Source organism: Neobacillus sp. YX16 (genome assembly GCF_030123505.1).
Classification (GTDB): domain Bacteria; phylum Bacillota; class Bacilli; order Bacillales; family Cytobacillaceae; genus Neobacillus.
On sequence record NZ_CP126115.1, the window covers coordinates 3,195,306 to 3,207,828 of the forward strand.

General features: G+C 36.5%; 13 protein-coding genes. 6 read left to right on the top strand and 7 right to left on the bottom strand.

The genetic code is table 11. The features are described from left to right. Positions 1-16 precede the first annotated feature (16 nt). The 3 genes from QNH48_RS15465 to QNH48_RS15475 are packed head-to-tail and all read right to left on the bottom strand — an operon-like array spanning position 17 to position 2,626. Entirely contained in the window at positions 17-574 is a 558-nt protein-coding gene (locus QNH48_RS15465) for a TVP38/TMEM64 family protein (protein WP_283950980.1), read from the bottom strand. After that, on the bottom strand, positions 571-1,257 hold the full coding sequence (locus QNH48_RS15470; RefSeq protein WP_283950981.1) for a response regulator transcription factor: 687 nt from the start codon (positions 1,255-1,257) through the stop codon (positions 571-573). Before QNH48_RS15470 ends, QNH48_RS15465 begins: the two co-directional genes overlap by 4 nt. Beyond that, complete coding sequence (locus QNH48_RS15475; protein WP_283950982.1) at positions 1,235-2,626, bottom strand: sensor histidine kinase; 1,392 nt, start codon at positions 2,624-2,626, stop codon at positions 1,235-1,237. Before QNH48_RS15475 ends, QNH48_RS15470 begins: the two co-directional genes overlap by 23 nt. Positions 2,627-2,956: 330 nt before the next feature. Between QNH48_RS15475 and QNH48_RS15480 the strand changes: the two genes are divergently transcribed. From QNH48_RS15480 to ltrA, 5 genes are all read left to right on the top strand, one after another. Next, positions 2,957-3,184 carry a hypothetical protein gene (locus tag QNH48_RS15480; protein ID WP_283950983.1) on the top strand — a complete coding sequence of 76 codons (228 nt, stop codon included), beginning with the start codon at positions 2,957-2,959 and terminating at the stop codon, positions 3,182-3,184. 555 nt (positions 3,185-3,739) lie between these two features. Further along, positions 3,740-3,919: a hypothetical protein gene (locus QNH48_RS15485; RefSeq protein WP_283950984.1), complete on the top strand. Its 180-nt coding sequence runs from the start codon at positions 3,740-3,742 to the stop codon at positions 3,917-3,919. Between the two features lie 242 nt (positions 3,920-4,161). Further along, the gene (locus QNH48_RS15490; RefSeq protein WP_283950985.1) at positions 4,162-4,686 is read left to right on the top strand and encodes a sigma-70 family RNA polymerase sigma factor; all 525 of its coding nucleotides are present in this window, start codon (positions 4,162-4,164) and stop codon (positions 4,684-4,686) included. Continuing rightward, positions 4,676-5,629 carry a hypothetical protein gene (locus QNH48_RS15495; RefSeq protein ID WP_283950986.1) on the top strand — a complete coding sequence of 318 codons (954 nt, stop codon included), beginning with the start codon at positions 4,676-4,678 and terminating at the stop codon, positions 5,627-5,629. Before QNH48_RS15490 ends, QNH48_RS15495 begins: the two co-directional genes overlap by 11 nt. 601 nt (positions 5,630-6,230) lie before the next feature. Beyond that, the gene (ltrA, locus tag QNH48_RS15500) at positions 6,231-7,490 is read left to right on the top strand and encodes a group II intron reverse transcriptase/maturase (protein ID WP_283955690.1); all 1,260 of its coding nucleotides are present in this window, start codon (positions 6,231-6,233) and stop codon (positions 7,488-7,490) included. A 188-nt stretch (positions 7,491-7,678) separates the two neighbouring features. On the opposite strand, the gene QNH48_RS15505 is transcribed toward ltrA, so the two are convergent. After that, a complete protein-coding gene (locus QNH48_RS15505; protein WP_283950987.1) occupies positions 7,679-8,047 on the bottom strand; it encodes an SET domain-containing protein in 369 nt (122 codons plus the stop codon). Positions 8,048-8,159: 112 nt separating this feature from the next. Between QNH48_RS15505 and QNH48_RS15510 the strand changes: the two genes are divergently transcribed. Beyond that, the gene (locus QNH48_RS15510; RefSeq protein ID WP_283950988.1) at positions 8,160-9,014 is read left to right on the top strand and encodes a dimethylarginine dimethylaminohydrolase family protein; all 855 of its coding nucleotides are present in this window, start codon (positions 8,160-8,162) and stop codon (positions 9,012-9,014) included. 52 nt (positions 9,015-9,066) lie between these two features. On the opposite strand, the gene QNH48_RS15515 is transcribed toward QNH48_RS15510, so the two are convergent. From QNH48_RS15515 to QNH48_RS15525, 3 genes are all read right to left on the bottom strand, one after another. Beyond that, positions 9,067-9,261: an alpha/beta-type small acid-soluble spore protein gene (locus QNH48_RS15515; protein WP_095246793.1), complete on the bottom strand. Its 195-nt coding sequence runs from the start codon at positions 9,259-9,261 to the stop codon at positions 9,067-9,069. Between the two features lie 74 nt (positions 9,262-9,335). After that, entirely contained in the window at positions 9,336-10,463 is a 1,128-nt protein-coding gene (locus QNH48_RS15520) for a CAP domain-containing protein (RefSeq protein WP_283950989.1), read from the bottom strand. A gap of 227 nt (positions 10,464-10,690) precedes the next feature. After that, the gene (locus tag QNH48_RS15525) at positions 10,691-12,364 is read right to left on the bottom strand and encodes a ribonuclease J (RefSeq protein WP_283950990.1); all 1,674 of its coding nucleotides are present in this window, start codon (positions 12,362-12,364) and stop codon (positions 10,691-10,693) included. Between the last annotated feature and the right edge of the window lie 159 nt (positions 12,365-12,523).

Genomic DNA, 12,523 nt, shown 5'->3' on the forward strand with positions numbered 1-12,523 from the left:
TTTCCTCCAAAAACTATTAATTAATTTTTTTCTTTCTTTTTTGATGTAGGTATATGAACAGAACAAAAAGAGCGATTATTGCTAAAATAACCTTTTGCTCATTTGTTGATTCCAATACCTGTTTAACAGAGTATGCTTCTATAAAAAGGGCAGGTAGTTTCCCAAGGGAGCTAGCAACTATAAAGGTAAGAATACTGGTTTTGCTGATAGCTACAGCTAGGTTAATCATTCCAGAAGGAATGAAAGGAAGAACTCTTAGTACTAGGATAATAACAAAAGAATCCCAGCCTTGCGTATTTTGAAGTCTTTGCAACCATTTGTTTTTGTTTAACATTGTAGGATTTAAAGTTTTAATCCCTTTTCGATATATCCAAAAGCTGACTGCTGCTCCAGCACACTCACCAATGTAAGAAATAATCAAACCTGTATTAAACCCAAAAAATGTTATATTAGCAGCTGTAACAAATAAACTTGGGATTACACCTGCTACACTGATTATGATGTTAATGATGATACTTACAATAATGGCAAAGGGGCCACTCGATATTAATAAATTCTCAATAACTTCAGTCATTGTTCGCTCTCAGAACTCCATTTGTATCCGACTCCCCAAACGGTTTTCAGATGCTTATCAACTGGAAAACCAACTTGGCGAAGTTTTTCTCTAATATTTCGGATATGGGAATCAATAGTTCTGTCTTCTACATCAGATTTAAAACTCCAAATTGTAGATAGTAGATGTTCTCTGGTGAAAACCTTATTTGGATTTCCTATTAATAAACCTAATAAGGAGAATTCCTTCGGTGTAGTGGAAATACTGTGATTTTGAAAAGTGACTTTAAAGGCATTTTCGTCTAATGTTAATCCCTTAAATTTCAATATTTCCTCTGTAACAGAGGGTGTCCTTCGCATGACAGCTTCCATTCTTGCTAATAGCTCTTTTTCATTAAAGGGCTTGGTAACGTAATCGTCCGCCCCAATTTTTAATCCCTTAATCACTTCATCTTTGTCGTCACGGGCCGTCAACATAATTATAGGGACATTTGATATTTCACGGATCCTTGCACAAGTTTCCCACCCATCCATATCAGGCATCATAATATCTAAAATAACAATATCAACATTTTTATCTTCCAAATATAGAATGGCATCATGGCCTGTTTGTCTTTTAACACAGCTATACCCATGGGGAGAGATATATAATTCCAATAGGTCAAGCATTCTTTTTTCGTCATCAACTAGTAAAACGGTTTTCATCCTTTTGCTCCTTCAATACAATTTTAAAACACGTTCCTTCTCCAACTTTGCTTTCAATAGAAATCTCCCCGCTATGGGCCTCGACTATCTCTTTTACAATAGCCAAACCTAATCCGAATCCTCCAGTGGCTCTTGAACGTGATTTTTCAACTCGATACAAACGTTCAAATACAAAAGGGAGTTCCTCTTTAGGGATTCCAATACCCTCATCTTTGATTGTAAGATGTAGGCTTCCGTCTTTTTTAAACGCATTTATTTGAGTTGTTGTATTTTTGTTTGAATACTTTAGGGAATTATCCAATAGGTTCACTAGAACTTGTTCAAACCGTTTTGGGTCTATAGAAAAAAATAAGTCATCTTCATAGGTAAACTCTAATATTATCCCTTTATCCTTAAAAGCAGGTAAGACCCTTTCAAATATTGTTTGTAAGAAGGGACCAATAAGAATTCTTTCCTTATCGATGGAAAAAGTATTTTGATCCATCCTTGCCAGTTCAAATAACTCCTTTACCAACTGTCCAAGATGTTCGGATTCTTCATGGATAATATTGAAGTAATTTATCCTTTCCTGTTCATCAAGCATAGGTCGTCTACCTATATCGGAATAGCCTTTAATATATGTTAATGGTGTTCGCAATTCATGCGATACACTAGCCAAAAATTCATTTCTTTCCTTCTTCAAATGGTTCAGGTCATTGGCCAATGTTTGAATGGATCGTGACAATTCACCAATTTCATCTTTTGACAGATTAGGTAAGGATACAGAAAAATCACCTTTACTTAATTTTTCAGTGGCCTCTTTCATTACGATTAGAGGTTTGGTAAGAGACCTCGATAAAAAGAAGATGGTTACCAACATCAAAAATAAGATTATTAATGATGCGTAAAGAAAATGGTGGTTTAGTTGTGAGATCATTGTTTGAACCTGGTCTGTGGTTTTAAACATGTAAACCAACCCTTTATTCTCACTTCCTGTATTAATAGGGGAAACAGTTGCTATATATCTTTCACCTTTTAATTGAGGCTGCAAAATTAGCCCATTTCTAGGTAACTTTTTAATTGGTTGATTCATAATCTTTTTCATACTTTGATCAATAGGGCCAGAGGATTCAACAAACTTTCCATCAGAATCTTTAATTACCACTTCTGTATCTGTTTTCGATTCCATAAGAGCAATATGGTGAAGAGTAGAAGGATCCGATGAAATCTCCAAAACATCACGGTGGCTATTACCTCTAGACTTTAGGGAATTGAGCTCCTGCAAAGCACGTGATTCAATTACGTGACGATGTAAATACAGCATTGAAGAGGTTTCAATAATTAAGATACAAACAAAAAACCATAATCCAAATTTTAGAGAAATTTTCATGGTAACCACCTGGTTTTATTTTAATAGGTTTATTTTATTGAAAAAGTGTGAAGAAAATATGCAGATTTAATCTCATAGTACACTTTATTACATTGTATATGTTCGGAACTATGTTACCTGTTTAGAATTGATACTACAAGGAATGGACAGGCACCTGAAATACCTATTATTATTTCAAAAGCACCACAAATGGTGCTTTTTTGTATGAAAACGAGACCTAATAAAACGTTCAAAAATTATCCTAAGAAAACCCATAGTTACTGCATAATTTCCCATTAATTAAATTCAGTTGAAAATAATTTGAAAACTAATCATTAATTTGACGGCGAGGTGCAGAAGGTGAAAGTATTAGTTTTTCTGAGCCTTTTGTTAGGGATTTCCTTATTGAATTCCCATTTTGTGTGGGCGGATAAAAATCATAACGAGGTCTCAAAACAAGAACAAAACTACAATGATGAAAACCATGATAAATCGAGTCAACACAACGAAGACTCAACCAATCATGAACAGCAAGTCATTAGTGACGAAAACGAAAAGATGGTTTCCATTCAGAAATGAAGGAGGATCGACACCAAGACACGATCTCACATGAAGAAGCTACGATAAAGAAAATAAGTGTACATTCAATCAAAAAGGAACTGTTCATATACCTACTGAGATTAGAAGATTAATAAGAATTAACTCAGAAATGGTTTTTACAATTACTTTAGACGAAAAGGAAAAGAGGATAAATCTTATCCCTGAATTAACAGCATAGAAAAGTTAGAAAATTAGAAAGTCATCTTGAATGTAATGAAAAAAACATCAAATAAATTAACGGGTTCCGATAAGGGAGAGAAACAATAAAATTAGAACACTAATTAGCAGACTATTTCGAAGAAGGAAGAGCGGACTTGTTGCGATGGGGCAATGCAATGATGCACGATACACGCTCCATTTGGCAGTTAGCTTATTTGTATTTAATTGATGAGTTTAATCATAAACAATTTCACGAAGAAGTGATGGTTGGTTCTCGAAGCTATCACAAATGAGCGGAAACCCCTATTGAACATCCAATACCGACACGAGATAAAGGGTTCTATTATGTGGATTGTAAAACGGACTTAATCTTCTTTGGAACCAAAGGATATTGCTAATCTCGTTTTAAATGTAAGTGACTATTCAACGAATAATTTTATGCAACAAATTTGGCGGAGATTATCCATTTTAGAAAGACATCTTGTAACGGCAAGAGGGGATGGAAAAGTTACATTTACGCAAATTTCAATCCCATATATGCACCATATGCTTTGACTATCCTTCGTACCTTCTATAACTTCTGTGAAGCTACTAAAGACCTTGATAGAGAAACTCGTATCCCTACACAAAGATTAGGGATTACAGAAAGGGATTTTCAAATAAAAGATATACTTATCTAAGGTAAGTCATCCTTTTCGAAAAGGCAGGATGGTTTTTTTATAAAAATAAAAAAATTTAAAGCCAAATGATTTAATTATCCGTCTAATAGGTGAAAGAAAATTAAGGAGGTGGCTCGATTGTTGTATTTAATTAAGAAAGCACAAAAAAGCAATGATAAAGCATTTTTGACATTATTCCAGCAATATGAACAAGACATTTATCGAACAGCATTTGTATATGTAAAAAATCAAAGCGATGCTCTTGATGTTGTTCAGGAGACAGCGTATCGTTCATTTAAATCAATTAAAAATCTTAAAGAACCTAAATACTTTAAAACTTGGTTAATAAGAATTGCAATTAGTTGTGCTGTTGATTTGCTTCGTAAGCAAAAAAACGTAGTCCAAATGAAACCCGAATACGAGGAATTCATATCTGGAGATGTCAATGAAGATATTGATTTAGAAATGACAGTTCGAGACCTAATCGAACGATTAAATGAAGATGAGAAAAGTGTAATTATTTTAAGATTTTACGAAGGTTTGACTATTAAAGAAGTTTCAGAAGCCCTTGATATACCTTTGGGTACAGCAAAGACAGTTTTATATAGGGCTTTAGAAAAGCTCCGTAAAAAATTGAAAGGAGATGGTGTATATGAGCAATAAGATTAAACAAGAAATGAATAGAATTGAAATACCAAAAGAACTAAGCGAAAGAAGTAAGATTGGTATTCATAAAGCGAAGAAAGAAATGCAAAACGGTAGAAAAAGATATAGCTTAACAAGTATTGGTATCGTCGCTGGCTTACTTTTATCCATTGGAACATTCGCTTTATTTAATAATAATGTTTTTTCTCCAAATGGCACAACAGACAATCAAAATACACCAATTGCTACTAATAGTGATGCTGTAAAAATCCCAGCTATTCAATTACCAAAAGGTAATTCAATAGCTGATATGATTGGTTTAATTGTATACAACGGAAAGATTTATACTCAAACAAGAACAGAATTAGATGCGGAAAATGCAAAAGTTATTGTAGGAGAGAAACTTGGAACGACGAAAGGAACTATTGATGAATGGAGTAAACAAGAAGCCTATGATGAAGAATTTGCATCAACAATAGGAATAGCAGATGTTTTTTCTGTTAAAGGGTACGGTAAAGATTTTAGGATAATGACTTACGGAGAACTAGACGGAAAGCCTTATGCTGAGTTTTATGAAAACCTTAACGGAATAACAATAAATAGTGGTGAAGATGTTTTTGGTAAATTAAAAATGGTTGGGAATGTATCCAGTGCAGATTATAGAACATTCAGCGATTGGGATAATAGCGTTGAAAATTATAATCCTATTGCGGATATGAAAATTTTAAATGATTTTGTTGAAGAGCTGAATAAAACAAAACCTTTCCCTCGTGGAGAAAATTCAGACCCAATCAGCAATTCTCGAAACAACGAAGAATTTAGGGAATTAACTATTCAGTTAAATGATGGGACAAAGGTTAAACTTATCCTTCTTAAAAATGGTTATATCTATTACGGATATATGGGTGCATATTTCAAAATGAATGATGACATATTTTCGAAAATATGGAGTCAACTATAGTGATTAAAATTGCACAAAACGCTCAGATTTTATTCTGAGCGTTTTTGTTGTGCGCCCGGCATGGGTCCAGTCTCTAGGGTGAAAGTCCCGAACCATGAAGGCAGTAGTAATGGTTAGCCTAACGCAAGGGTGTCCGCGGTGACGCGGAATCTGAAGGAAGCGAGCGGCAAACCTCCGGTCTGAGGAACACGAACTTCATATAAGGCTAGGTATCATTGGATGAGTTTGCAACACAAAACAAAGTCCTTACTGCCGAAGGTGGTACAGAGTAAATGAAGCAGATAGATGGAGGGAAAGACTGTACTCTTACCCGGGGAGATCTGATTGATAAGCCAAGTACACTTGGTAAACTATCTAGCAATGGATAGCTGAACAATCAGAAGTCAGCAGAAGTCATAGTACCATTCTTACTCGAGAAAGAATGGGAAGGACTGAACTATTAAGAAAGAATGAAGTCTGCACATTCGGTGATTGCATTGAACACAGACAATCCGAAAGGACCTACCTAAAGGAGGAAGCGGTGAATCCGTTGGGGACTCTAGGAGGGTGGAGCAAAAGTCGGCATAAACAGAACCTTCATTCACGTAGAAAGGATAACATCATGTTAATGGAACTAATTCTATCACGGGAAAATCTCTTAACTGCCCTAAAAAGGGTAGAGCAGAACAAAGGAAGTCACGGCATAGATGGAATGTCCGTAAAATTCCTACGACGACATCTCTATGAAAACTGGGATTCCCTTCGGGAAACTTTGAGAACAGGTAACTATCAACCTTCTCCTGTTCGCCGTGTCGAAATCCCGAAACCAGGCGGAGGGATAAGGCTTTTAGGCATACCGACTGTGACAGACCGTTTCATCCAACAGGCAATCGCCCAAGTATTAACCTCAATCTTTGATCCAACATTTTCTGAAAACAGCTATGGTTTCCGACCTAACAGGAGCGCCCATAATGCGGTAAGAAAGGCAAAGGGTTATATCAAAGAAGGTTACCGCTGGGTAATTGATATGGACTTAGAGAAATTCTTTGATAAGGTTAATCATGACATACTGATGGGAATACTCGCTAAGAGAATTGAAGACCGCATTCTTCTCAAACTAATCAGGAAATACCTTCAATCAGGTGTAATGCTTAATGGGGTCGTACAATCAACGGAGGAAGGTACTCCGCAAGGGGGACCTCTCAGTCCACTACTTTCAAACATAATTCTTGATAAATTAGATAAAGAATTGGAAGCCAGAGGGCATAAGTTTGTCCGTTATGCGGATGACTGCAACATTTATGTTAAGTCATTAAAAGCAGGGGAACGTGTGATGGAATCCATTACGACGATTATTGAGCAGAAACTAAAATTGAAGGTAAACAGGGATAAGTCGGCAATCGACCGTCCGTGGAAACGGAAATTTCTTGGTTTCAGTTTCACATTTAATAAAGAACCGAAGGTGCGAATAGCGAAACAAAGCATTAAACGCTTTAAGACGAAGATTCGAGAAATTACCTCTCGGTCAAAACCTATCCCACTTGAGGTAAGAATTGAAATGTTAAACCGCTATCTTACAGGATGGTGCGGGTACTTCGCTTTAGCGGACACTCCAAGCAAATTCAAAGAATTTGATGAATGGATAAGAAGAAGGCTAAGAATGTGCGAATGGAAACAGTGGAAGAAATCTAAAACTAGAGTTAGAAAACTGATTGGTTTAGGCGTCCCTGGTTACAAGGCGCACGAATGGGGCAACTCCAGAAAGAAATACTGGAGAATCGCCTGTAGCCCAATATTACACAAAACCCTCGATAACTCATATTGGAGTCAACGAGGGTTGAAAAGTCTATATAACCGTTATGAAACTTTACGTCAATCTTAATAGAACCGCCGTATACCGAACGGTACGTACGGTGGTGTGAGAGGTCGGGGGTTAGTCACCCCCTCCTACTCGATTTTTCTAAAGATGGTAAGTGATCCCAATCCGGATAAATCAGAAAGAGTGATGAAGGCAATGCTGCAAATGAAGAAAATGGATCAAAGCATAAGAGCAAGCCTGCTAGGGGTAAATTAAAATACATCAAACCATACTGGCTCATCATCCTCAGGGTCCCCATTGTAATTAATTAGAATTTCATCACCGGTTTTTATTTTGGTATAAGCAAAAATGTCGATGGTCTGATTTTTTAAATTTAGTTTATATAAAGCATTTGGGCTAAAAGAATGGTTAAACAGCGAACCATAACCTAACGCTAAGGCACATTCTTCATAATCCTCGCCCCACCAGAACACGTATTCAATCATAATGGTTTTTTTCAAATACTTATACTCATCCTTAGGGGAAACAATCACTGGTGCTGCATGGATTAGTTCTCCCTTCTTTATATCACGGGTTGCAAATATCCCTCTGCCATACTTCGATTTCTTCACTTCAAACATTGAGTTGTCACCACCATTTTTGAATAATTCAATTTAGTATCAATCTATGACAGAATGGGTAAATTTGTTTTAGATATTCTATTTTGGATTGATTTATTTAGGAGGTAACAAAATGAATGAAACACCAGAGATCAATCATAAAACATACTGTGCCAATGAGTATGATGTATTAAAGCGTGTGATTCTTTGCGCGCCGCAATATATGACCATTCGTGAAGTTATCAATGAGACACAGAAGGAATTTGAGGATGAAGGCATACATATAAAAACTGCACTAAAACAACATCGGGAATTCGTAAGGATCCTAGAAGAACAAGGGATTGAGGTTATTTTATTACCTTATCATAAGAAATACCCGGAGCAGGTGTTTACCAGAGATATTGGCTTTACGCTAGGGCAAACCATATTTGTTGCCAAGATGGCACATGATGTTCGGATTGGTGAAGAAGATGTATTAAAACGATGGTTAGAGGATGAGGAAATGTCTTATTACAGTTTAGCTGAGGATAGGATTGAAGGTGGAGATGTAGTCATTGATGGTAAGACCATTTATGTTGGCTTAAGTAACCGGACCCATCAGGAAGCAGTAGACCATTTGCAAGGTCTACTTAATCAATTTGATGTGAAGGCCATTCCATTTAAGGAAAAATATCTCCATCTGGATTGTGTTTTTAATGTCATATCACCGGATGTGGCTCTGATTTATCCGCCAGCCCTAACAAAGGAAGATATCGATCTTTTTTCATCCCGATATGAATTAATTGAGGTATCAGAGGAAGAACAATTTACATTAGGAACCAATGTATTAAATATTGGAAACAAGAAAATTTTAAGTTTACCCGTTAATAAACAGGTTAATGAAAAGCTCCGAAATCGAGGATTCGAAGTGATTGAAGTGGATATTACAGAAATCATTAAATCAGGAGGATCCTTCCGTTGCTGCACACTTCCTATCCTGAGAGGATAAGAAAAGAGGCTGTCCGAGTATCTCGGACAGCCTCTTTATAGAAATCAATAGGTTATTGACCTTGTTGATTTCGTAATGATTGTTCAGCGTAGGCAACAAGACGTTTCGTCATTTCGCCTCCAACTGAACCGTTTGCTCGTGCGGTCGTATCAGCACCAAGTTGAACTCCAAACTCGTTGGCGATTTCTTCCTTCATTTGATTCAGGACGTTCTCTGAACCAGGAACCACTAGTTTGTTTCTAGCCATGATACATCACTCCCGACGAAGTTTTTTGAGCAATCTGGAATTGCTCGTGTTTATTTTACCCAACTTCATTTGTATTATTTAGCATAATAATTTTGCGTATAATAAGGCTGTGATTTTTCATTAAATGCGACCCCAACGCCTAAGTACTCGTAATCTTGGCGCAGAATATTTTCACGATGTCCCAGCGAATTCATTAAACCTTCATGGGCAAAAATACTGCTTAATTGACCATAAGCCAAATTTTCTCCAGCCGTATGGAAAGCTACTGCATCCTCTTTCATGCGATCAAAAGGTGATTGTCCCTCAAGATTTTTATGGTCGAAATAATCATTCTCTGCCATATCTGCACTATGTTCTCGTGCTGTTTCCCTGACATGGTCATCCCATGTTAAGATAGGGAGCTGATGATTGATACGTGCAGCATTGGTTAAATCAAACATTTGATATTCAAAGCCTTCTTTTAAGGTCGGAGATGCTTCCGTATAAAAATCTTTTTTGTTTTCTTCAAGAGACTTGCTAATGATTTGTATGGCCGTTACAGTATCGGTCTCATGCTTATCATAAAATATGGTTACATAGGCATCATCCAGCAAAAATAAATCATTGTCACTATCCTCTTGGAGCTGGTATATGACCATTCCCTTTTGAATCTTCGTAATCGGTTCACCGAGAATGCTGCGAACACTTTCCTTCGACGAATTGCCGATTTTGATTCCATTTGTAGATGCTAATAAATCTTGGTTCGTATAGAGACCGGCCGCTTTGTTATTATCATCATACATCACCATGAAAAAATCATGATAGTTCTCATGGTAAGCATGCCAATTTGCTTCGTATTCATTCACTGAGACCCGTTTTGCAATGCCCAAATTATGCTCAATCTCAGCTTTTTCATTTCCTAGCTCGATATTATGAACAGAAAAAGTTTGTTCAGAAGGGGGTGTTAACTCTACTTTTTCCAGCGGCTCTTCCTTGGATTTTTCTTGGGTTTGCTGCATTTCATCGAGTTGAAAGCCAAGCTGTTTTAATATCTGCTGGATATCATCATATAAAACGCTAATGGTTTCAGGTACTTCAAGATTATCCTTGATTGACGATACAAAATTAGCTTGAATTTCGGAATTATCCAGCTGTTTGGCAATAAATGGCCAAGAAATATATATCAAAAATAAAATAGCGATTAATCTAAGAAAACGAAACATAATATTCCTCCAATTCTATTAGGAGTATAGCCAATTTCGCTTAACTGTAAAATAAATTAGCTTTGAAATCAAGATTAATTTTCGTTATCCTGATTATATCTGCGATAAACAGAAAATATCTGCGTTAATTAAATTATATCTGCGTTAAATCAAATATATCTGCGATGCTCAAAAATTTAAATGTCAGGCACAAAACTTAGTGCCTGACATTTTATATATACCGCTAATTATATTTCAAGGATAATTGGTAGAATCATCGGTTTTCTCTTCGTATGTTTAAATAAATACTGACCGACAGACTTTTTAATATTATTCTTCATGACGTTCCACTGGCGAATATTGTCTGCTTCTAATTCAAGAATCACTTTCTTAACAAGGCGGTTTATTTCTCTTATCAAATCCTCTGATTCCTTTACATACACAAATCCACGTGTAATCGTATCAGGACCCTGAATAATTTTTCGATCGGATTTGCTGATGGTTAAAACAACAACGAGCATCCCATCTTCAGAGAGTTGTCTGCGGTCACGTAAGACAATTTCCCCAACATCGCCAACGCTAATTCCATCTACATATGTGTCTCCTGCTGGAATACTTCGAGTTTGACGAGCAACAGAATTTTCAATATCCACCACATCACCATTTTTAATGATAAACGTATTCCCTTTTTCTACACCAACCGATTCGGCTAACTGCCGGTGATGATGGAGCATTCTATATTCACCATGAATCGGGATAAAATAGGTTGGCTTCATTAACGTTAGCATGAGTTTTAAATCTTCCTGGTAGCCATGACCTGAAACATGCATACCGGTTGAGCTTCCTGAGCCATAAATAACCTTAGCTCCAAGTTGGAATAAGTTGTCGATGATTCGAGAAACCCCCTTCTCGTTACCAGGTATAGGCGAAGCAGCTAAAATAACGGTATCCCCAGGGTAAATCGTTGCATCCCGATAATTTCCTGTTGATAGTCGTGCAAGGGCAGCATTAGGTTCGCCTTGACTTCCTGTACACAGAATCACGACCTTGTCAGGAGGAAACTGTTCAATTTCATTTGCACTTATCAGCATTCCATCCGGAACATTTAAATACCCACGCTCAAGTGCAACATCAACCACGTTCACCATACTTCGTCCAAGAAGTGCAAGCTTACGATTTGTTTTTATTGCTGCTTCCACGACTTGTTGAACACGGTTAACGTTTGATGCAAAAGTGGAGAGGATAATTTTTCCCTCTGCCTTCATAAAAGCCTCCACTAAATGTTCTGCGACCATTTTCTCGGAAGGAGATAAACCTTTCCGCTCGGCATTGGTACTTTCGGAGATTAAAGCAATAACACCTTGTTGGCCAATCTGTGCCATTTTATGAATATCACTATACTGGTCATTTGACGGTGTTAAATCGAATTTAAAATCACCGGTATGAACGACATTTCCCTCTGGTGTATGAAATACAATTCCAAGACAATCAGGAATGCTATGACTTACTTTGAAAAAGGAACAACGGATTTCCCCAAACTCAAGTGTGGATTCCGAATGGATCGTTACAAGCTCACTATCCCTAAGTAACCGATGCTCTTCTAACTTTAATTCAATTAATCCTAATGTAAATCGAGTGGCATATATTGGAACATTTAATTTTTTCAAAAAGAAAGGAATACCGCCAATATGATCTTCATGTCCATGAGTCACAATCATTGCTCGGATTTTATGTTGATTATCCTCTAAATAAGTCATATCAGGGATAATCAAGTCAATTCCCATTAAACTTTCGTCTGGAAATTTACCCCCGCAATCAATCACCAAAATATCGTCTCCATATTCGATTACATACATGTTCTTACCAATTTCATTGATTCCGCCTAAGGCGAAAATAGACAATTGTTTTGTTTCTGTTTTCATATAAATTACCTCCCGAATACTTGTAGATTGTTTTATTATCCCCCTATAGAAGGTGAGTATGTTTAAGAAGTAATTTTATTAAAAAAGATATTTCGTAATTTTTAAAAAATATATTGATTTTTGGAAAAATAACAATTAAGATATGATTTATAGTAATCC

Coding starts and splice junctions, on each gene's coding strand:
- QNH48_RS15495 (WP_283950986.1), top strand. CDS start 4,676: ATGAGCAATAAGATTAAACAAGAAATGAATAGAATTGAAATACCAAAA.
- QNH48_RS15510 (WP_283950988.1), top strand. CDS start 8,160: ATGAATGAAACACCAGAGATCAATCATAAAACATACTGTGCCAATGAG.
- ltrA (WP_283955690.1), top strand. CDS start 6,231: ATGTTAATGGAACTAATTCTATCACGGGAAAATCTCTTAACTGCCCTA.
- QNH48_RS15515 (WP_095246793.1), bottom strand. CDS start 9,261: ATGGCTAGAAACAAACTAGTGGTTCCTGGTTCAGAGAACGTCCTGAAT.
- QNH48_RS15475 (WP_283950982.1), bottom strand. CDS start 2,626: ATGAAAATTTCTCTAAAATTTGGATTATGGTTTTTTGTTTGTATCTTA.
- QNH48_RS15470 (WP_283950981.1), bottom strand. CDS start 1,257: ATGAAAACCGTTTTACTAGTTGATGACGAAAAAAGAATGCTTGACCTA.
- QNH48_RS15505 (WP_283950987.1), bottom strand. CDS start 8,047: ATGTTTGAAGTGAAGAAATCGAAGTATGGCAGAGGGATATTTGCAACC.
- QNH48_RS15525 (WP_283950990.1), bottom strand. CDS start 12,364: ATGAAAACAGAAACAAAACAATTGTCTATTTTCGCCTTAGGCGGAATC.
- QNH48_RS15520 (WP_283950989.1), bottom strand. CDS start 10,463: ATGTTTCGTTTTCTTAGATTAATCGCTATTTTATTTTTGATATATATT.
- QNH48_RS15465 (WP_283950980.1), bottom strand. CDS start 574: ATGACTGAAGTTATTGAGAATTTATTAATATCGAGTGGCCCCTTTGCC.